A 20,141-nucleotide genomic window follows, 5' to 3' on the forward strand; every position below is an offset into this window, starting at 1 on the left:
CGGCAACCGCTTGTTTTTGGCTGACAACCGGGCGAAGGCGAATTAACGTCGGCCCATGTTCATTCCCTTCTTCCTCGAACTGAAAGCCGCGCGCGTGCCGGTCTCGCTGCGCGAATATCTGACCCTTCTGGAAGGGCTGGACGCCGACCTCGTCAGCTATGACGTCGAGGGTTTTTATTATCTCGCCCGCGCCGCGCTGGTGAAGGACGAGCGCCATATAGACCGCTTCGACCAAGTGTTTTCGCATATCTTCAAGGGCGTCGAGGCGGTGTCGGGCGAAGGCGCGGTCGATGTCGCCAACATCCCGGAGGAATGGCTGCGCCGGCTTGCCGAAAAGCATCTGAGCGAGAAGGAAAAAAATCTGGTCGAGGCGATGGGCGGTTTCGACAAGCTGATGGAGACGCTGAAAAAGCGGCTGGAGGAGCAGAAGGGCCGCCATCAGGGCGGCTCGAAATGGATCGGCACCGCCGGCACCTCGCCCTTCGGCGCCTACGGATACAATCCCGAAGGTGTGAGGATCGGCCAGCACGAATCGCGCCATCGCCGCGCGGTCAAGGTCTGGGACAAGCGCGAATTCAAGAATTTCGACGACTCCGTCGAGATCGGCACACGCAACATCAAAGTGGCGCTCAAGCGGCTCAGGCGCTGGGTGCGCGAGGGCGCGCACGAGGAACTCGACCTTCCCGGCACGATCCACGCAACCGCCGAGCACGGCTATCTCGACGTCCAGACGAGGCCGGAACGCCGCAACGCGGTCAAGCTGTTGATGTTCTTCGACGCCGGCGGGTCGATGGACGATCACGTCCAGGTGGTCGAGGAGCTATTTTCGGCGGCGCGCGCCGAATTCCGCCAGCTCGAATATTTCTACTTCCACAACTGTCTTTACGAGGGCGTGTGGAAAGACAATCGCCGCCGCCACTCCCAAGTGCTGCCGACCTACGACGTGCTCAACAAATACGGCCACGACTACAAGGTGATCTTCGTCGGCGACGCCTCGATGAGTCCTTATGAAATCGCCTATCCGGGCGGCTCGGTCGAACACTGGAACGAGGAGGCCGGCATCGTGTGGCTTCAGCGCGTGCTCGCCCAGTGGCCGAACGCGGTCTGGATAAACCCTGTCACACAAAAGCACTGGGACTACACGCACTCGATCCAGATGATCCGCGAGATCTTTTCCGAGCGCATGTATCCGCTGACGCTCGCCGGGCTGGAAGCCGCGACGCGGGAACTCTCACGCAAGCATTGAGCCCCCGCCAGCCGAGGCCGCCGTGGGCTTGAGCCCCGCCCCGGCGCTCAAGCCGGTTTCTTGGCGTCGACGCTGCGCGGCATGTCCCCGCGCCCTTCGATGGTGCGGTAGAAATCGGCAAGCTGTTTGCCGCGCTCGGCCTTGAAGGTACGCCCGCTCGCCGTCAGGCTCGCGATCCGATCGATACGAAAAGCCCTGAAATCGCCGCGCATCTCGCACCAGGCGACGAGCGTCCACACCTTGCCCCAGAACCACAGGCCGAGCGGGCGCACGTCGCGCATGGTGCCGCGGCCGGCCTCGTCGCGATAATCGAGCCTCAGCACCGAACGCGCCTCGATCGCGCGCTCGACCGCGTCGATCGACTCGCGATCGCTCTGGCTCACCACGTAAAGCGGAGCGTGAATTTCCGTGCGCGCGATACGTTCGCGCTCGCTGTCGGGCAGCACCGCGCCGATCTTGACCAGCGCCTCCTCGGCCGAACGCGCCATGGCCGCGCCGCCGAAGGCACGCACCATACGCGCGCCGGCGACAAGCGCCACGATCTCGTCGCGCGTGAACATCAGCGGCGGCAATTCGTAGCCCGACCGCATGATGTAGCCGACGCCGGCTTCGCCATCGATCGGCACCCCGGTCGACTGCAGGTCGGCGATATCGCGGTAGATCGTTCGTTCGGAGACTTCAAGCCACTCTCCCAGCATGCGCGCGGTGACGAGCCGGCCTCCGCGCAAATGTTGAACGATCTGGAACAGGCGGTCGGCACGTCTCATAGGGGCAGGCCCTCTTGGCTACGCCGTCCTCCGGTGCGATCGCCCCCTAAGCAGGGCCGCCTCGCCGCGAACGGCTTCATCTCGATTACGCGCCATAACGGCGCGACCTCACCGATCGGAGCCCCCCGTTCCGGCGCGGCATGCGCGATCCCGGCAACGGCAAGCCGATGATAGCCGGGATCGGCCGGACCTGTCACCTGCGCGCCGGATGCCGGCACCGTTTGCACGGACATGGTCTCGATCCTCTTTCCCGGCCCGTCGAGACGACCTGCCCGCCGGTACGCCAGCTGGCTCTTCTCGATGGCTAGGCGCAGAAAATGCCGATGCTGTTGCCGTCGGGATCGAGACAATAGGCGAACCGGCCGGCCGGAATCTCGATAACCGGCGACACCACCGTACCGCCATTGTCGGTGACACGCTTCAGCGCGTCTTCTAGCGGTGCTGCCACCGCCAGGTGGATCGTGTTTCCGCTGCCCTGGCTGGCCGGCTTGCCGGGATAAAGATGACCGGACACGGCCTCACGCTCCTTACAGGCGAACACCGCCATCGGGTTGGGTCCGTCATTCTGGTCGGCCGGCGCATTATCCAGCACCGCACCGTAAAAGGCCTTGGCGCGCTCCATGTCGCTGACCGGGATTTCGGCCCACACCACGGCGTTTTCGGGAACGAAGCTTGTCATGAACTTTCCTTTCGGTTGGGGAAGAATGCCACGCCCCTCCTGACAACATCCTGTCAGGAGGCGAGGCCGGATGATCGTTGCAGGGCGGAGCGTGTACGCCGGCCGGTTTGGCCTGGCCTCAGGACCGGGACGGCCCCTCGCCGTCGCGGCGGACAAACTCGGAAAGTGGGGTATCCGGCCAGCCGATATCCTTGCGGATATGGGGTGGCAAGGCATCGATCAGGCGTCGGATGCGGGCACTAGCGCGCATGATGCGCCAACGGTCCGCATAATGGCCGACGCGATCGACGAACAGATGGGAAAAGGACATCGCGGCCTCCGTCGAATCGTCACTGGAGGCATGGTCGCACAGCGCTGCTGACAGCCTCGCGTCAGGAACCCGAGGCGAACGCGGCGACGGCTCAGTCCGGGGCGACCGGCACCGTATAGTTGAGCGGCAGTCGCCCGCCATCGGCGTAGAGCGTCTGGCCGGTGATGTAACTGGCATCGTCGGAGACGAGGAAGGCGGCCACCGAGGCGATCTCGGACGGTTCGCCGATACGGCCGAGAGGCGTGCGCGACAGGATCCTGTTCCTGGCCGCAGGATCGGCGTTCACACTGGAAAGCAGGTCGGTCATGATCGAGCCCGGCCCGATTGCGTTGACACGGATGCCGTAGGGGGCAAGCGACAGCGCCATCACCTTGGTAAGCTGGTTCACACCGCCCTTGGACACCGAATAAGGCACCTGGTTGGCGATCGCGAACACCGCGTTCACCGACGACATGTTGACGATCGCGCCGGGCGTCCCGCCGCTCTTGACCTTGTCGACCATATAGCGCGCGACGGCCTGTCCGACCAGGAAGGTGCCCTTCAGATTGACGTCGAGGACGCGATCGAAGTCCTCTTCGTTGAGGTCGAGGAAATCGGCGCCGTGGACGATACCGGCATTGTTGACCAGAATGTCGATATCGCCGAAGCCGTCGATCGCCGCGGCGATCAGATTGTGCACGTCGAGCCGCTTGCCGACATCCGATTTCACGAAACGAACCTCGCCAAGCGGCGACAGGTCCTTTTCCGCCTTCTCGCCCTTTTCGGGATCGATGTCGGCGATGATCACTTTCGCCTTCTCGCGCAGGAAACGCTCGGCGATGGCATAACCGATCCCGCCGGCGGCGCCGGTCACGATCGCGATTTTTCCGTCAAGCGGCATGACGCGCTCCTTGCAACTCACCAGCCGGCCTTATAGCCGTCGGCGCCGGGCCCGACCAGAGGGCCCGCGCGGCCTGAAACCGTCGATCAGACGCCAATACCGTGCTCGTTGAGCGCGGCGGTGATTTCGTCCAGGATCGCGGGATCGTCGATCGTGGCCGGCATCGCCCAAGCCTGCCTGTCGGCGATCTTCTGCATCGTGCCGCGCAGGATCTTGCCCGAACGCGTCTTCGGCAACCGCTTGACCACCACCACCGACTTGAACGCGGCGACCGGACCGATCCTGTCGCGCACCAGGCTGACGACCTCGCTTTCGACATCGCCCGCACCGCGCGCGGCACCGGCGTTGAGCACCACGAAACCGCACGGCACCTGGCCCTTCATCGCATCCGCGATGCCGATCACCGCGCATTCGGCAACGTCGGGATGCTCCGCCACCACCTCCTCCATGCCGCCTGTCGACAGCCGATGACCGGCGACATTGATGATGTCGTCGGTGCGCGCCATGATGAACAGATAGCCGTCCTCGTCGATATAACCGGCATCGGCCGTCTTGTAGTAGCCGGGAAACTCGTCGAGATAGGCGCTGCGGAACCGGTCGTCCGCGTTCCACAGCGTTGGCAGGCAACCGGGCGGCAACGGCAGCTTGACCACCACATTGCCGAGCGTGCCGGTTTCCACCTCGTGTCCGGCATCGTCGAGCACGCGCATGTCGTAGCCCGGCATCGGCACGGCCGGCGAGCCGTACTTGACCGGCAATTGCCCCAGACCGACCGGATTGTTGGAGATCGGCGCCCCGGTCTCCGTCTGCCACCAATGATCGATCACCGGAACGCCAAGCTTCTGTTCGGCCCATTTGATTGTTTCGGGATCGGCCCGTTCGCCGGCCAGGAACAGGGTGCGGAATCGGGACAGGTCGTATTTGCTGACATGTTCGCCCTTCGGATCCTGCCCCTTGATCGCCCTGAAGGCCGTCGGCGCGGTAAACAGCGCCACGACGCCGTGCTCGGCGATCACGCGCCAGAACGTTCCCGCATCCGGCGTGCCGACGGGCTTGCCCTCGAACAGGACCGTGGTGCAGCCATGCAGGAGCGGCGCGTAGACGATGTAGGAATGTCCGACCACCCAGCCGACATCCGAGGCCGCCCAGAACACTTCCCCCGGTTCGATGCCGTATTCATGGCCCATCGACCATTCCAGCATGACCATGTGGCCGCCATTGTCGCGCACCACCCCCTTGGGCTGCCCGGTCGTGCCGGACGTGTAGAGCACGTAAAGCGGATCGGTGGCCGCCAGTTCGACGCAGGGCACCGTTCGTCCCGCTGCCTTGGCCGCGGCAACCGCGTCGGCGAAATCGACATCGCGCCCTTCGACAAGCTCGCAACCCCGCTCGGATCGCTGCAGCACGATACAGCGCTCGACCTTGTGGCGCGCCATCGCGATCGCGCCGTCGAGCAGCGGCTTGTAGGCGACGATGCGCCCCGGCTCGATGCCGCACGAAGCCGAAACGATCAGCCTCGGCTTCGAATCCTCGATGCGGGTCGCCAGTTCCTTGGCCGCGAAGCCGCCGAACACCACGGAATGGACGGCGCCCAGCCGCGCGCAGGCGAGCATGGCGAAAACCGCTTCGGGGACCATCGGCATGTAGATGATGACTCGATCGCCCTTGCCCACGCCCTGGTCGGCGATGACGGCGGCAAGCGCCTCCACCTCGGTCTTCAGTTCGCCATAGGTGAAGGTTTTTTTCCGGCCCGTGATCGGGCTATCGTAGATCAGCGCCGCCTGGTCGGCGCGCCCGCCCGCGACATGTCGGTCGACGGCGTTGTAGCACGTGTTGCAGGTGGCGTCCGGGAACCACTGGCCGTAGACGCCGGCCTCGGCGTCGAAAATTCTGTCCGGCGGCGAAAACCAGTCGATCGCCGCGGCCGCCGCCGCCCAGAACCCCTCAGGGTCCCGTTGCCACGATTCGTAGACCGCCTGATAGCGCGATGCCATTGTTCACCTCCCGATCGAGCCACGCCCGTTTGCCGTCTTTTAGCCGCCCCTCGCCGCGCGCGTCCATTTGACTATGATCTAACAACGTACGGTAGCGCCACGATGGCGCGGGCTTTGACATGCTGCCTTGATGCTGGTCAAAGGTCGAGACGCGCGCCGCACCGCCAGCGCGTCGCGGAGGTCCGATGACGAAAATCCTGTCGCTGATGATCGTCTTGATGATGGTGGTTCAGCTCATCAAGCCGCTGGGCCTGCCCGGCCTGCGCCATCGCCGCGATTTCTGGAAACTGGCGCTACTGGCATTGGCCGCCATCTCGCTCACCGTCGCTCTGAGCCATGGCCGCTGAGGCCGCGGCTCCGGCCTCGTCGAGCGCGATCAGGGGCAGGAGATGGTCGGCCCAGGCCCGATATCCGGCCACCGAGGCATGAAACCCGTCATGCGAGAATCCGGCGGCCGGATCGACGACCGGCAGCCGCGCGGCCGGCAGCGCGCCGCGCTCCAGGCAAAGCCCCGTTCCCATGCGGTTGATCGCGCCGGCCCGGACTTCCAGGATACGCCCGAGCAAGGCCGGCAAGGCGGGCACCCGCGTCATGTCGATTACCGGCGACCAGACGATCCGCGCCCGCGGCCATTTCGCCCTGACGGCGTAGAGAAGTCCGCCGAACTCTTTCTTGAAGCGCGAGACGGAATGAAAATTCTTGGTATCGTTGGTGCCCACCGAGAGCACGATATGGGTCCACGGCTCGGCCGCCATATTGGGCACGACATGGTCGCGCAACTGGCCCGATGTGGCGGAATTGAAGCCGGCCGCGCGCCAGGCGACCGGTCGGCCGGTGTCGCGGTTGAGCGCGTGGGCCAGTCGCGCCGCCAGCCCCTGTTCGCTGTCGACGATGCCGACCGAAGCGGCCGAGGAATCCCCCAGCACCAGAAGCCGTACCGGCTCGCCGTGCCCGGTCAAGGTATGCAGCACGGGCCCCTCGGGCGGCAGAAGGCGGGGCGTGCGCCGCCTGACCGCCAGCCCCTGCCAGACATAGACCGGGAAGGCGAGCCAGGACAGAAGCGGAAGAAGATTTGACATGGCGCGGGCCCGATGGATCTCGCACCCCGAATAGTGCGCCGCGGCCAAAAGAAAAAGCCCGCACATCGCCGTCCGGGCTTTTGGGGCCTTTGCCCTGGGTGTCGGGAGCCTGAGACGGTTGCCCGTCGCGCCGACGGGCAAATGCCCTCGTCGAACGTCAGGCGCTGCGCGACGCCTCGAAGATACTGTCGATCGCCGAAGCCAAGGCGGCGTCGAATTCGGCGTCGCTCTGGCGCGCGGAAAGCCCCTCGGTCAGGGCGCGCGAGAAACTGGCGATCATGCCGGTATTCTGCGCCAGCTTTTCATTCGCCTCCTCGCGCGAATACCCGCCGGACAGCGCCACCACGCGCATGACGCGCGGGTCGTCGATCAGCGGCTTGTAGAGGTTCGCCTTCGTCGGCAGCGTCAGCTTGAGCATGACCTGCTTGCCCGCCTGCACGCCGTCGAGATGCTTTTGGATTTCCGACAGCAAAATCTCTTCCGCTTGCGCCTTGTCCGAGATCGAGATTGTGACCTCAGGCTCGATGATCGGCACCAGCCCGTGGTCGAGGATCTGCCTGGCGATCTCGAACTGCTGGGCGACGATCGCCGCGATACCCTTGGCATTGGCCGCGTCGATCACCGACCGCATCTTGGTGCCGAAGACGCCCTTGGCGACAGCGCGTTCCAAAAGCGCGTCGAGATCCGGCATCGGCTTCATCAGCTTGACGCCGTCCTGCGTGTCGGCAAGGCCCTTGTCGACCTTCAGGAACGGCACGACGCCGCGCTTTTCCCAGAGATATTGAGCGGTCGGCGTGCCGTCGATGTCGCGGTCCATCGTCTGTTCGAACAGGATCGCGCCCATCACCTTGTCGCCGGTGAAGGCGGGCGACTTGATGATTCTGGCGCGCATCTGGTGAATGAGGTCGAACATTTCCGCCTCGTTCGACCAAGCCCCCTCATCGATGCCGTAGAGCTTGAGCGCCTTCGGCGTGGAGCCGCCCGACTGATCAAGTGCCGCGATGAAGCCGTCCTTGTTCTCGGCCTGCGCGGCCATCGCCTTCACGTTGTCTTGGGGACGCTCACTCATTATCCGGCCTCATCCTGTCTCTTCAACTGGATTGGCGCTCTATCAGAGCGGGCGCGGAAACGGAACTGCGGCGCCAGCGCTTTGAATCGATTGAAAGAATTTCAATCGGTTTAGCCCACCGGCATTTTGCCTCAGCCTTAACGCGCCGTCGAACCGGCCGCCGCGCCCGCCCTGGCGGCGGGTCAACCGCTCTTCTTGAGCGCGTCCACCCCCGGCAGTGCTTTGCCTTCCATCCATTCCAGGAAAGCCCCGCCGGCGGTCGACACATAGGTGAAGGCGTCGGTCACGCCGGCATGGTTGAGGGCCGCGACCGTATCGCCGCCGCCGGCCACCGAGATCAGCCGACCGTCGACGGTTTGCGCCGCGGCAAACTTGGCGGCCGCCACCGTGGCGGCATCGAACGGCGCGATCTCGAACGCGCCCAGCGGCCCGTTCCAGACCAGCGTCGCGGCGCGGTCGATGCGTTCGGTCACGGTCTTGACGGTCTTCGGGCCGACATCGAGGATCATCGCGTCGGCCGGAACCGCATCGACATTGACGGTCTCGTTGTCCGCGCCCGCCTTGAACTCGCGCGCCACGACCGCGTCGACCGGCAGCACGATCGCACAGCCCGCCGAAGCCGCTTCGGTCATGATCTGCTTGGCCGTATGGGCAAGGTCGTGTTCGCACAAGGATTTGCCGACCTGCGTGCCGCGCGCGGCCAAAAACGTGTTGGCCATGCCGCCGCCGATCACCAGCACGTCGACCTTGCCGACCAGATTCATCAACAGGTCGATCTTGGTCGAGACCTTGGCCCCGCCGACGATCGCCACCACCGGCCGGGCGGGATCGCCGAGGCCCTTTTCCAGCGCCACCAGTTCGGCCTGCATGGTTCGCCCGGCATAGGCCGGCAGCATATGCGCGAGCCCTTCCGTGGAAGCGTGGGCGCGGTGCGCGGCGGAAAAGGCATCGTTGACGAAAAGATCGCCGTTTTCGGCCAACGCCGCGACAAAACCGGCCTCGTTGGCCTCCTCGCCCTTGTGGAAGCGGGTGTTCTCCAGAACCAGGATGTCGCCGGCAGCCATCGCCTTCACCGCGTCCGCGGCGAGCGGACCGATGCAGTCGGCGGCGAAATGGACCCGTCGGTCCAGCACCGCCTCGGTGGCGGCCGCGATCGGGGCGAGCGACAGGGCCGGGTCCGGACCATGTTTGGGCCGGCCGAAATGCGCCAGCAAAATCACTTTCGCGCCCCGGTCCGACAGTTCCACGATCGTCGGCGCGACGCGTTCGATGCGCGTAACGTCGCCAACCTTGCCGTCCTTCATCGGTACGTTGAGGTCGACGCGCACAAGCACCCGCTTGCCTGAAACGTCGCCGATATCATCGAGTGTCCTGAAAGCCGGCATCGCCGCAAATCTCCCGTACAGAAATCGCGCCGGACCATAACGATTGCCGGCCCGCGCGCAAGCCGCCCCCCGCCTTATTGCGGCAAAACCATTTGCGGCGGATCGTCATCCTTGTCGGACTTGTCCTGCAGCGGCTTGTCGGCGGCCCGCAGCCGCCTTTCGCGTCGCCGTTCACGCCACGAGCGCAGCGCCTCCAGCACGCGGTCGCGAATCTCGCCCGCGCTCAGGAAGACCGGGATTTTCGGCGCCTCCAGATGCGGCTCGAAGGAAAGCCCGACCTCGGCGATCCGTCCCTTGTCGTCGACATCGCGCACGATCAGTTCGACCGGACCGATCGTGACCCGGTCGGCATATTCGGCCTTGCCGCCGAGGCGTTCCGTCATCAACTCCACGATCGGCTTTGCCGCGTCGGATTCCGACAGGCCGAGCCCGTAGGCGGCGTCGAGATCGGCGGCGGGCCGCGTCGCGTCGATGGCGAAGGCACCGAAGAAGTCCGCGTCCTCAGGATCGAGTTCCGCCCGGCTCGCAAACAGCCTGTCGAGCAGCCGCGGATAACGGTCGGAGACGAAGATGTAGACGTGATCCTCGGCCTCCAGCCTGCCGGCATATTGATAGGTCATCGAGCGCCCGTCGCGCACCACCAGCGACGGCCGCGCCCAGCGCGGTATGCGCACCCCGGTCGCCACCGGGCTGCCGGCGACGACGCGATAGGCGAGCAGTTCGTGATGGGCCGCGCCCGGCAGTTCGAGCTCGACCTTGTCGAGCGGCCCGATACGCGGCGGCACCACGAGGCCGAGCCGGCGCGCCAGGGGCCCGATCGTCCAGCCCTGCACGATCAGCGACACCAACACGATGATGAAGGCGGCATTGAAGATCATGCCGCCGACGGCGAGATTCTGCAGCAGCGGCGTCAGCGCGAGCAGGATCGAGACCGCGCCGCGCAGGCCCACCCAGGACACGAAGGCCGTCTCCGCGCGGGTGAAACGGAACGGCACCAGGCACAGCCAGACCGCGATCGGGCGTGCCACGAAGATCAGGAACAGGCCGAGCGCAACCGCAGGCAGCGCGATGGCGGGGAACTGCGACGGCGTCGCGAACAGCCCGAGCACCAAAAACATGATGATCTGCGCCAGCCAGGTCAGCCCGTCCTGGAATTGCTTGAGATGCGCGGCCGAACGCACGCCGGAATTGCCGGCGATCAACCCGGCGACATAGACCGCCAGGAACCCCGAACCGCCGATCGCGCCGGCAAGACCGAACAGAAGCAGCGACAAGGTGATGGTGAAGATCGGCAGCAGGCCGCGATCGAGTTTCAGCCACTCCACCAGCCGCGCGATCAAAAAACCGCCGCTGACGCCGGCGGCAAGGCCGAGCCCCATCTGGACGGCGAACCCGGTCAAAATGTCGACCAACAGCACCTCGGCCTTCGGATCGCTGCCGGTGGCAACCAGCGAGACGAAGGTGATGGTCAGGAAGATGGCGATCGGGTCGTTCGAGCCCGATTCGACCTCCAGCGTCGAGCGGACCCGGTCGCGGATGTTGAGGTTGCCGGCCCTGAGCAGGAAGAATACGGCGGCCGCGTCGGTCGAGGCCACGGCCGCGCCGAGCAGGAAGGATTCCATCCAGCCGAGCCCGGTGAGATAGCGCGCCGCGACGCCGAAAAGCGCCATCGTCAGCGCCACGCCGAGCGTGGCCAGCGACAGGGCCGGGCCGGCGGCTTGGCGAAACGAAGCCAGCCGGGTGCCGAAACCCGAATCGAACAGGATCACCGCCAGCGCCAGCGAGCCGACGAAATAGGCGACCGGAGCGTTGTTGAAGGCGATTCCGAGACCGTCAACGCCGGCGACGAGACCGATGCCCAGGAACAAAAGCAGCAGCGGGGCACCGAAACGGAAGGCGATGAGGCTGGAAAAGGCGGCGGCGAGGATCAGCGCCGTACCGACCAGAACCACCAGATAAACGCCTTCCATACGCCCGCTCCGCTCGACCTCCCGGATAGCCTCGACGCACAGAGTGCGGCGAAGGCGGACAAGGACGCAAGCCGCAAGTCGTTTTTTTAGAGGCGCACAAACGAATTACGCAAAAAAAACGCCCGGGCAAGCCCGGGCGCCGATCGGAATGTCCGGTGCGACGATCCGCGCTCAGGCCATCGTTTTGGCCAGTGCCACGGTGGTGTCCGCCATGCGGTTGGAGAAGCCCCATTCATTGTCGTACCACGACATCACCCGCACCAGATTGCCCTCGATGACCTTGGTCTGATCGAGCGCGAAGGTGGAAGACGCCGGATCGTGGTTGAGGTCGACCGAGACCAGCGGCTCCTTGGTGTAGGCGAGAATGCCCTTCAGCGGACCGTCGGCGGCCGCGACCAGCGCCTGGTTGACCTCGTCGACGGTGACATCGCGCTTGGGAACGAACTTGAAGTCGATCACCGACACATTAGGCGTCGGCACGCGGATCGACACACCGTCGAGCTTGCCCTTGAGCTCGGGCAGCACCAGACCCACCGCCTTGGCCGCGCCGGTCGATGTCGGAATCATCGACACTGCCGCGGCGCGCGCGCGATAGAGATCCTTGTGCATCGTGTCGAGCGTCGGCTGATCGCCGGTATAGGCGTGCACCGTGGTCATGAAGCCCTTTTCGATGCCGAAGGCGTCGTTGAGCACCTTGGCCACCGGTGCCAGACAGTTGGTCGTGCACGAGGCATTGGAGATGACGATGTGGTCCTTGGTCAGCTTGTCGTGGTTGACGCCGTAGACCACGGTCAGGTCGGCGCCATCGGCGGGCGCCGAGACCACGACCCGTTTGGCACCGGCCGTCAGATGCGCCGAAGCCTTCTCCTTTGTCGCGAAGATACCGGTGCATTCGAGCACGATGTCGACACCGAGTTCCTTCCACGGCAGTTTCGAGGGATCGCGTTCCGACGTCACCTTGAAGCTGTCGCTGCCGACCGAGATCGTGTCGCCGGACACCGTCACCTCGGAGGGAAAACGTCCGTGCACGCTGTCGTAGCGCAAAAGATGGGCATTGGTCTCCACCGGACCGAGGTCGTTCACGGCCACGACGTCAATGTCCTTGCGGCCCGATTCGTAGATGGCCCGGACGATGTTCCGGCCGATGCGGCCAAATCCGTTGATGGCGACTTTTGCGGTCATCGATATTTCCTTCAGGAGCTCTTGCGCGGAGGCACGCCGGTGATCGTTCGAACGCCGCCGGCCCGGCCTGCTGGCAGCGATCGCACCCAAGGCCCGCGGACGAGGCGCTTCATAGCGGCGGTAGGGCAAAGAATCCAGCCGCAACCACGCCTGGACCGGTGGATTCGTCGATCCTGACGCGCCGACGCGGCCATCTCCGCCGCCTGCGGCTCAGTTCCGGTCGGCCAATCGCGCTTCCACGGCCTGCACCACCGCTTCGGCGGTGATGCCGAAATGGCTGTAGAGCTCCTCGTAGGGAGCGCTGGCACCGAAACCGTCCATGCCGATGAAGATGCCGTCGGGGCCGATCATCCGGTCCCAGCTCTGGCGCACGCCGGCCTCGATCGCCACCTTCACCGCCGCCGATCCGACGATCGCGGCGTGATATTCCGCGCTCTGCATGGCAAAACGCTCCATCGACGGCACCGACACGACCCGCGCGGGATGCCCCTTCGCCTCAAGCAGGCGCCGCGCCGCCAGCGCGATCTCGACTTCCGATCCGGTGGCGAACAATGTCACGACCTCGTCGTCGCTGGCCGGTGCGAGATCGTACGCACCGAAGCGGCATAGATTTTCTTCCGTGTGGTCGGTGCGCACCGCCGGCAGGTTCTGGCGCGTCAGTGCCAGAACGGAAGGCGCCTTGCCGTCCTCGAGCGCCAATTGCCAGCATTCGGCGGTTTCGATTGCGTCGGCCGGCCGATAGACGCGCAGATTGGGGATCGCCCTCAAGGCCGACAGGTGCTCGACGGGCTGATGGGTCGGCCCGTCTTCACCCAGACCGATCGAATCGTGCGTCATCACGTAGATGACGCGCTGGCCCATCAGCGCCGACAGCCGGATCGAAGGCCGGCAATAATCGGTGAACACGAGGAAGGTGCCGCCATAGGGAATGATGCCGCCATGCAGCGCCATGCCGTTCATCGCCGCCGCCATGCCATGTTCGCGGATGCCGTAATAGATATAGCGGCCCGTATAATCGCCGGGCGCGATCGGCCCGGTCTGGCTGGTCTTGGTGTTGTTCGACCCGGTCAGGTCGGCCGAGCCGCCGATCGTTTCCGGCAACGCCGCATTGATGACCTCGAGCGCCATCTCGGAGGATTTCCGGGTCGCCACCTTCGGTTTGTCCTTGGCGAGCGCCATCTTGTAATCGGCGATCGCCGCCTCGAACCCGCCCGGCAGCTCGCCGCGCATGCGGCGCTCGAACTCGCTGCGGATCTCGGCCTCGGTCTCGGCCAGCCGGCCTTCCCACTCCTTGCGCTCCTTGACCGAACGCAGGCCGGCCAGACGCCACATGTCGAGAATGTCGGACGGCACCTCGAAGGGCGCGGCGTCCCATCCAAGCGCGGCGCGCGCGCCGGCGATCTCCTCGTCGCCAAGCGGCGAGCCGTGCGCCTTGCTGGTACCGGCCCGGTTCGGCGCGCCGAAGCCGATCGTCGTCTTGCAGGCGATCATGCTGGGCCGGTCGGAGGCACGCGCCGCCTCGATCGCCTCGGCGATCGCGTCCGGATCATGGCCGTCGCAACGCTGCGTGTGCCAGCCCGACGCCTCGAAGCGGGCGCATTGATCGGTCGAATCCGAAAGCGACACCGCACCGTCGATCGAAATGCCGTTATCGTCGAAAAAGACGATCAGCTTGCCGAGCTCGAGATGGCCGGCCAGCGAGATCGCCTCCTGGCTGATGCCTTCCATCAGACAGCCGTCGCCGGCTAGCACATAGGTATGGTGGTCGACCAGCGCATCGCCGAAGCGCGCATTGAGGATGCGTTCGGCCAGCGCCATGCCGACCGCATTGGCCAACCCCTGGCCGAGCGGACCGGTTGTGGTCTCGATGCCGGCGGCATGGCCGAACTCGGGATGTCCCGCCGTCCTGGACCCGAGCTGGCGGAAATTCTTGATCTCGTCGATGGTGATGTCTTCGTAGCCGGTCAGATAGAGCAGCGAATAAAGCAACATCGAGCCATGGCCGGCCGACAGCACGAAGCGGTCGCGGTCGGGCCAGTCGGGACGATGCGGGTCGTGCTTGAGAAACTTCTTGTATAGGACCGTCGCGATATCGGCCGCGCCCATCGGCAGGCCCGGATGACCGGATTTCGCTTTCTCGACCGCATCGGCGGACAGGAACCGGATCGCGTTCGCCATACGGTCGTGTTTATCGCGTGAAGACATGTTTGCTCTCTAGGTCGTGAAGCCGCCGTGCAGTGGAGCGGAAAAAATCCCCGAAAACCGCCCCTCGTGAAAGGCAGGCTCCACATAGCAGGTGGCGACCGGGAGTCAACAAACCCGCCGGCGGCCCCTCGGCGAAACCGGATTCGACACTGTTGCGACCAATAGCTGGGGAGGCCGGGCGCTGCGTGTTGACGCACCATTCACGCGCCGTCTAATCTTTCGCCGATAAGGCGTTAGGAATGCGCCTTGATTCGGGATTACCCCAAGGGAATGACCGGCGAAGCCACATTAAAAGAGGTTCTGGCGCGTCTCGCGAAGGCGATGGACGCGCTCGAAAACGCTGCCGCGGCCCGCCTTGAACAGGACCAGGACTATGCCGAGGCCGAAGCCGAGGTTCAGCGCATGAATGCCGACCGCGCGCGCCTGGCCCAGGAGCTGGACGCGTCCGAAGCGCGCGCCGAGCGCCTGGCGGACGCCAACAAGGAGGTGTCGCGGCGCCTCGTCACGGCGATGGAAACGATCCGCGCCGTGCTTGACCGATAATGGATGGCGAAAGATGGCGCAGGTCACCGTCACGATCGATGGAAAATCCTACCGGATGGCCTGCGACGAAGGCCAGGAGGAGCACCTTGTCGAACTCGCCGGCCGCTTCGATCGCTATATCGGCCATCTCAGGGGCTCGTTCGGCGAAATCGGCGATCACCGGCTCGCCGTCATGGCCGGCATCATGGTGATGGACGAGCTGTCCGAGCTGCAGCGCCGCATGAAAGGGCTGGAAAGCGAGGTCGGCACCTTGCGCAAGACGCGTGACGACGCCCTGGTCAAGGCCGACAAGAATGACGCCGCACTGATCGGAACGCTCGCCGAGATGGCCGAACGTATCGAGGCGCTGGCGGCGCGGCTATCCGTCAAGACCAAGGCCGAGGGCTAACGCCCATCCTGCTTTGAACGGCCGGTCATGACCTCGGGGTTTTCGCGATGCCCGCGCGATACCGGTTTCGCGGGCGGTGTGGCGGCAGTGTCGCGACAGACTGCTTGACCCGCGTCCCGGGCTGGGGCATCCACGCGCCCGACCCGTGCCGGCATCCCGACCGGCACGTTTGCGAATCGTTGCGGAGATCGACATGGCCGACGACATCACCGAGCCCACCACCGAAACCGTCGCAGCCGGCCAGTTGCGGGCCTTCATCGAGCGCATCGAGCGCCTGGAGGAGGAAAAGAAGACGATCGCCGACGATATCAAGGAAGTCTATGCCGAGATGAAGGGCACGGGGTTCGATACCAAGGCGGTGCGCACGCTGGTGCGGCTGCGCAAGCAGGATCAGGCCGAGCGTCAGGAGGCCGAGGCGATCCTCGATCTCTACAAGGCCGCTCTCGGCATGGCCTGAGGCGCCGGCCCGCTCACATCCAAAACGTCGCCGCTGACTGGGCGGCGACGGCCCTTGAACCGGCCATCCGCATCGTGACGGCGTTTCGTCGAAGCACCGTCACCGATGTTCGGTGGATCGCGGTCCGATATTTTCCGAAAACCGGGTTTCCCGTTCGAGATCGTGCGCTATTCGACGTCGAGCACGATCTTGCCGATGTGCTGGCCCTCCTCCATCCGCTCATGCGCGCGCCAGGCATCGCGCAGCGGAAAAATCATGTCCATGACCGGCGCGACCCGCCTTTCGGCCAGAAGCGGCCAAACCTGGCGTTCCAGCGCCGCCGCGATCGCGCCTTTGAAGTCGGCCGTTCTCGGCCGCAGGGTCGATCCGGTATGAACCAGGCGCTTGAGCATCAGCTTGGAGAAATCCGCGCTGGCGACCGCGCCGTTCAGGAAGGCGATCTGGACGATGCGGCCGTCGACCGCTGCCGCCTGGTAGTTGCGCCCGATATAGTCGCCGCCGACCATGTCGAGAATCACATCGACCCCCCTGGTCTGCGTCGCCTCGGCGACGACGGCGACGAAATCCTCGTTGCGATAATTGACGGCGCGGTCGGCGCCCAGTTCCAGGCAGGCTGCGCATTTTTCGTCCGACCCGGCCGTGGTGATGACATAGGCGCCGAAGGCCGAGGCGAGCTGGATCGCGGTGGTGCCGATTCCCGACGAGCCGCCATGGACAAGAAACCGTTCGCCCTCCTTCAACCCGCCGCGCTCGAAGACGTTGTGCCAGACGGTAAAGAAGGTTTCCGGCAGGGCCGCCGCTTCTGTCAGCGTGAAGCCGTGCGGCACCGGCAAGGCATTGCTGGCCGGTACGACGCAATATTGCGCATAGCCGCCGCCGGGCGCCAGCGCGCAGACCGGATCGCCCACCGACCAGCGGCGCGCGCCCTCGCCGAGCGCGACGACCTCGCCGGCGATTTCCAGCCCCGGCAGATCGGACGCGCCGGGCGGCGGCGGATAAGCGCCTTTGCGTTGCAGCACGTCGGGCCGGTTGACGCCGGCAGCGCGGACCCTGACCAGGATCTCGCCGGCGCCGGGCAGCGGCACGGCGCGTTTTTCCGGTTTCAGCACCATCGGCCCGCCGGGCTCGGTGATGGCGATCGCCGTCATGGATTCGGGAATTTTAACCGTCATATCCGATTTCGCCTCCTGCCAGCATGCGCGGCACGAATTGATTCTCCAGCGCCCGCGAATGTATCCTTCAATCGCCGCCCGGCCAATCAGGAGGGGACGATGATCTTCGCGGACGACCAACCGAAAAAGGCACGCGCACACGAGATCGGGCAGGATGTGTCGCTGCTGTCGGAGCACGAACTGGCCGAGCGTGTGGAGATGTTGCGTGCCGAAATCGCCCGGCTCGAAGCCGAGATGGCGGCACGGGGCACGACCAAGGCGGCGGCCGAGGCGCTTTTTCGGCGCGGCTGAGGCCGGCTGAACCCAAACCTGCGCGGGAGCGCAAAGACCGCCGAGGCGGGCCGCGCGGCACCTGGGCTCCAGGTCGCAAATCCGCCGCAATCATCGGTGCTCAAGCGGCACCCGCCATCCCGTCGTGGAGCCCGCCATGTTTGCCAGTTTCGGACCGATCCTCGCCCTGCTCGGCGGCACCGCCTTTCTGCTGATCGGCTCGGGCTTGCACGGCCTGCTTCTGCCGCTGCGCGGCCAGATGGAGGGGTTTTCAACCGCATCGCTCGGCCTGCTCGGCACCGCCTGGGCGGGGGGCTTCGTCGCCGGCTGCATCATTGCCCCGCATCTGGTGCGCCGTGTCGGCCATGTGCGCTCCTTCGGCGCCTTCGCCGCCACCGGCGCCATCATCGCGCTTCTGACCGGATTGGTGGTGCAGGAATATTTCTGGATTTTCCTGCGCATCTTCACCGGTTTTGCGATGGCCGGCGCCTTCATGGTCATCGAAAGCTGGCTCAACGAGCGCGCCACCAACGAAAATCGTGGCACGGTGTTCGGCCTTTACATGATGGTCACATACGCCTCGCTGATGGCCGGCCAGATGATGCTGGCGAGCGGAACCGTCGCCACGCCGACCTTTTTCATGATCACCGGCATCTTTTTCTGCCTCGCCCTGATCCCCACGACCGTGTCGGCACAGGCAAGCCCGCGCCCCCTGCACAATGTCTCGCTCGACCTGAAAGGGCTCTATCGCAATTCGCCGGTCGCCTTCGCCGGCTGCCTGCTGATCGGCGTCGCCAACGGCGCCTGGGGCACGCTCGGCGCGGTCTACGGCGCGCGCATCGGCATCTCCACCGCCGAGATCGCACTGATGATGAGCATCGCCGTGATCGCCGGCGCCGTCCTTCAGATGCCCGCCGGTCGCCTGTCGGACCGCACCGACCGTCGCTTCGTGCTGGCCGGCGCCGCCGGCGGAGCGGCCGTGATCGGCCTCATGATCTTTCTCTTGGCCGCACGGGCCGGCACCGCCGTGATCGCGCTCACCGCCGCCTACGGCGCGCTCGCCTACACGCTCTATTCGATCGCCGTCGCTCACGCCAACGACCACGCCGACCCCGAGGATTTCGTCAAGGTCTCCGGAGGCTTGCTGCTTCTATACGGCTTCGGCACCATGATCGGCCCGCTGCTGGGCGCCGTTTTGATGGCCGCTTGGCGACCCGAAAGCCTGTTTCTGGCAACCGGGCTCGCCCATCTGGCGCTCGCCGGCTATACGATGCTGCGCGTCAGCCGCCGCGCGCCGGTCCCCGTCGAGGAGCGCGAAACCTTCACGTCGCATCCCTCCGAGCGCGCGCTGACCCCGGAAGGCCTGCATCTCGATCCGCGCAGCGAGGCGGTCGCGGAAGCGGAAGCGACCCAGGAACCGGCGCGCGTGTCAAACCCATAGGCCCGGCACGCCAAATCGCGGTGCGGACCGTAACGCGCTTCGGCGCGCCGCCGTTCCTCCGCCCGTTCGGCCGAAAACCGGTTCCCACTTTTTTGCCGGATGCTCTACCATGGCAGCGATGAGCACGCCCGATGCCTTTGCCGCAATCGCCGACCCAAATCGGCGCCATCTGCTGGAAGAGCTGCGCCGCGGCCCCAGAACGGTCGGCGAACTGGCCGCCGGGCTGCCGATCTCACGTCCCGCCGTTTCGCAGCATCTGAAAATCCTGCTCGACGCCGGGCTGGTCGTTGCCCGGGCGGCAGGAACCAAGCGCCTTTACGCCGTCGACAATGACGGCTTCCTCGGGCTGAACCTGTGGCTCGATCAGTTCTGGGAAGGATAGAAAGGCCCGCAAGGGGCCACGGGCTCTGGCCTATGCCGGCCCGTGGCGCCTTGATCAGTGCCTGGTCGGCGGGGATTCCATCTTTTCGATTTCGTCCTTCAGCGCCAGTTTCCTGCGCTTCAGCCGATTGATTTCAAGGTCGTCGACCGACGGATGGGCCAGGGCCTCGTCGATCTCGCGTTCGAGTTCTCCATGCTTGCGCCGCAATTCCTCAAGATGGGATGCTAGAGACATGTGTGTCGTTCCCTTTCATCTGGTCCTCGAAGCGTGTGCCGAGCCGCGTTTTTAGCGACTCGTGACACTGCCATGACAGTGTGCCACCTGTTTGCCGACAAGTCGAACGCCGGGTAGTAGCATTTTCCGGACGGGCGAAATGTGCTATGGCCGAAAGGCGATGCGGCGCCCGTCGGGCTCGCCGGAAAGGCGGGAATTCAGCGCCGGGGAATCTTTGATGCAAGACCAGGAACAAGCCGAAATTCGTCTCGAATTTGCGCGCTTGAAGCAAGAACATGCGGATTTCGACGCCGCCATCCAGGCCATGATCTCCACGGGCTGCGATCCCCTGCAGGTGCAGCGCATGAAGAAGAAGAAGCTGGCGCTCAAGGACCGCCTGCGCGAGCTCGAAGACAGCATCATTCCCGACATCATCGCCTGATCCGCACGCACGAACGGCCCGCGCCGCGCCGGCGGCCCGTCGCTTGCGACAACGGGTGGTTTCGGCT

At 65.2% G+C, this 20,141-nt stretch carries 22 protein-coding genes; 9 read left to right on the forward strand and 13 right to left on the reverse strand.

Annotated elements, in window-relative coordinates; genetic code table 11:
- The first annotated feature begins 55 nt into the window (after positions 1-55).
- Complete coding sequence (locus tag C7T96_RS05000; protein WP_106570097.1) at positions 56-1,246, forward strand: VWA domain-containing protein; 1,191 nt, start codon at positions 56-58, stop codon at positions 1,244-1,246.
- A 47-nt stretch (positions 1,247-1,293) separates the two neighbouring features.
- Here C7T96_RS05000 and C7T96_RS05005 read toward each other — a convergent pair whose 3' ends face one another.
- The 5 genes from C7T96_RS05005 to C7T96_RS05025 form a co-directional block, all read right to left on the reverse strand.
- The gene (locus C7T96_RS05005; RefSeq protein ID WP_106570098.1) at positions 1,294-2,013 is read right to left on the reverse strand and encodes a YafY family protein; all 720 of its coding nucleotides are present in this window, start codon (positions 2,011-2,013) and stop codon (positions 1,294-1,296) included.
- 304 nt (positions 2,014-2,317) lie between these two features.
- Positions 2,318-2,692 carry a VOC family protein gene (locus tag C7T96_RS05010; protein ID WP_106570099.1) on the reverse strand — a complete coding sequence of 125 codons (375 nt, stop codon included), beginning with the start codon at positions 2,690-2,692 and terminating at the stop codon, positions 2,318-2,320.
- Positions 2,693-2,810: 118 nt separating this feature from the next.
- Positions 2,811-3,002, reverse strand: a complete 192-nt coding sequence (locus C7T96_RS05015; protein ID WP_106570100.1) for a hypothetical protein — start codon at positions 3,000-3,002, stop codon at positions 2,811-2,813.
- A 91-nt stretch (positions 3,003-3,093) separates the two neighbouring features.
- Positions 3,094-3,882 (reverse strand): SDR family oxidoreductase, encoded by a 789-nt coding sequence (locus C7T96_RS05020; protein ID WP_106570101.1) that lies wholly within the window; start codon positions 3,880-3,882, stop codon positions 3,094-3,096.
- 86 nt (positions 3,883-3,968) lie between these two features.
- Positions 3,969-5,876 carry a propionyl-CoA synthetase gene (locus C7T96_RS05025; RefSeq protein WP_106570102.1) on the reverse strand — a complete coding sequence of 636 codons (1,908 nt, stop codon included), beginning with the start codon at positions 5,874-5,876 and terminating at the stop codon, positions 3,969-3,971.
- A gap of 185 nt (positions 5,877-6,061) precedes the next feature.
- Between C7T96_RS05025 and C7T96_RS24145 the strand changes: the two genes are divergently transcribed.
- Positions 6,062-6,223: a hypothetical protein gene (locus C7T96_RS24145; protein WP_164749798.1), complete on the forward strand. Its 162-nt coding sequence runs from the start codon at positions 6,062-6,064 to the stop codon at positions 6,221-6,223.
- Here the strand turns inward: C7T96_RS24145 and C7T96_RS05030 are convergent.
- The 6 genes from C7T96_RS05030 to tkt all read right to left on the reverse strand — a co-directional run bounded on the left by C7T96_RS05030 (position 6,170) and on the right by tkt (position 14,766).
- Positions 6,170-6,955, reverse strand: a complete 786-nt coding sequence (locus C7T96_RS05030; RefSeq protein ID WP_106570493.1) for an SGNH/GDSL hydrolase family protein — start codon at positions 6,953-6,955, stop codon at positions 6,170-6,172. The two genes, C7T96_RS24145 and C7T96_RS05030, sit on opposite strands and share 54 nt — an antisense overlap.
- Positions 6,956-7,112: 157 nt before the next feature.
- Positions 7,113-8,024: a fructose bisphosphate aldolase gene (locus tag C7T96_RS05035; RefSeq protein ID WP_106570103.1), complete on the reverse strand. Its 912-nt coding sequence runs from the start codon at positions 8,022-8,024 to the stop codon at positions 7,113-7,115.
- Between the two features lie 182 nt (positions 8,025-8,206).
- On the reverse strand, positions 8,207-9,409 hold the full coding sequence (locus tag C7T96_RS05040; protein WP_106570104.1) for a phosphoglycerate kinase: 1,203 nt from the start codon (positions 9,407-9,409) through the stop codon (positions 8,207-8,209).
- A 74-nt stretch (positions 9,410-9,483) separates the two neighbouring features.
- Positions 9,484-11,379: a potassium/proton antiporter gene (locus tag C7T96_RS05045; protein ID WP_106570105.1), complete on the reverse strand. Its 1,896-nt coding sequence runs from the start codon at positions 11,377-11,379 to the stop codon at positions 9,484-9,486.
- A gap of 171 nt (positions 11,380-11,550) precedes the next feature.
- Positions 11,551-12,561, reverse strand: a complete 1,011-nt coding sequence (gene gap, locus C7T96_RS05050) for a type I glyceraldehyde-3-phosphate dehydrogenase (RefSeq protein ID WP_106570106.1) — start codon at positions 12,559-12,561, stop codon at positions 11,551-11,553.
- Positions 12,562-12,771: 210 nt separating this feature from the next.
- Complete coding sequence (tkt, locus tag C7T96_RS05055) at positions 12,772-14,766, reverse strand: transketolase (RefSeq protein ID WP_106570107.1); 1,995 nt, start codon at positions 14,764-14,766, stop codon at positions 12,772-12,774.
- Positions 14,767-15,036: 270 nt separating this feature from the next.
- Here tkt and C7T96_RS05060 point away from each other — a divergent pair, with 270 nt between their 5' ends.
- The 3 genes from C7T96_RS05060 to C7T96_RS05070 all read left to right on the forward strand — a co-directional run bounded on the left by C7T96_RS05060 (position 15,037) and on the right by C7T96_RS05070 (position 16,154).
- The gene (locus C7T96_RS05060) at positions 15,037-15,309 is read left to right on the forward strand and encodes a DUF4164 domain-containing protein (RefSeq protein WP_106570108.1); all 273 of its coding nucleotides are present in this window, start codon (positions 15,037-15,039) and stop codon (positions 15,307-15,309) included.
- Positions 15,310-15,322: 13 nt separating this feature from the next.
- The gene (locus tag C7T96_RS05065; RefSeq protein WP_106570109.1) at positions 15,323-15,697 is read left to right on the forward strand and encodes a cell division protein ZapA; all 375 of its coding nucleotides are present in this window, start codon (positions 15,323-15,325) and stop codon (positions 15,695-15,697) included.
- A gap of 193 nt (positions 15,698-15,890) precedes the next feature.
- Entirely contained in the window at positions 15,891-16,154 is a 264-nt protein-coding gene (locus C7T96_RS05070) for a DUF2312 domain-containing protein (protein ID WP_106570110.1), read from the forward strand.
- Positions 16,155-16,321: 167 nt separating this feature from the next.
- Here C7T96_RS05070 and C7T96_RS05075 read toward each other — a convergent pair whose 3' ends face one another.
- Entirely contained in the window at positions 16,322-17,326 is a 1,005-nt protein-coding gene (locus C7T96_RS05075; RefSeq protein WP_199190417.1) for an NAD(P)H-quinone oxidoreductase, read from the reverse strand.
- Between the two features lie 99 nt (positions 17,327-17,425).
- On the opposite strand from C7T96_RS05075, the gene C7T96_RS05080 reads away from it, so the two are divergent.
- From C7T96_RS05080 to C7T96_RS05090, 3 genes are all read left to right on the forward strand, one after another.
- Positions 17,426-17,617 carry a DUF1192 domain-containing protein gene (locus C7T96_RS05080; protein WP_106570111.1) on the forward strand — a complete coding sequence of 64 codons (192 nt, stop codon included), beginning with the start codon at positions 17,426-17,428 and terminating at the stop codon, positions 17,615-17,617.
- A gap of 136 nt (positions 17,618-17,753) precedes the next feature.
- A complete protein-coding gene (locus C7T96_RS05085; protein ID WP_106570112.1) occupies positions 17,754-19,037 on the forward strand; it encodes an MFS transporter in 1,284 nt (427 codons plus the stop codon).
- Positions 19,038-19,155: 118 nt separating this feature from the next.
- The gene (locus C7T96_RS05090) at positions 19,156-19,419 is read left to right on the forward strand and encodes a metalloregulator ArsR/SmtB family transcription factor (RefSeq protein WP_106570495.1); all 264 of its coding nucleotides are present in this window, start codon (positions 19,156-19,158) and stop codon (positions 19,417-19,419) included.
- 54 nt (positions 19,420-19,473) lie between these two features.
- Here C7T96_RS05090 and C7T96_RS05095 read toward each other — a convergent pair whose 3' ends face one another.
- Positions 19,474-19,653, reverse strand: coding sequence for a DUF465 domain-containing protein (locus C7T96_RS05095; protein WP_106570113.1), 180 nt, complete (start codon positions 19,651-19,653; stop codon positions 19,474-19,476).
- Between the two features lie 217 nt (positions 19,654-19,870).
- On the opposite strand from C7T96_RS05095, the gene C7T96_RS05100 reads away from it, so the two are divergent.
- Positions 19,871-20,074, forward strand: a complete 204-nt coding sequence (locus C7T96_RS05100; protein ID WP_106570496.1) for a YdcH family protein — start codon at positions 19,871-19,873, stop codon at positions 20,072-20,074.
- The last annotated feature ends 67 nt before the right edge of the window (positions 20,075-20,141 follow it).

The organism is Nitratireductor sp. StC3 (assembly GCF_003015025.1).
Lineage (GTDB): Bacteria > Pseudomonadota > Alphaproteobacteria > Rhizobiales > Rhizobiaceae > Mangrovimarina > Mangrovimarina alexandrii.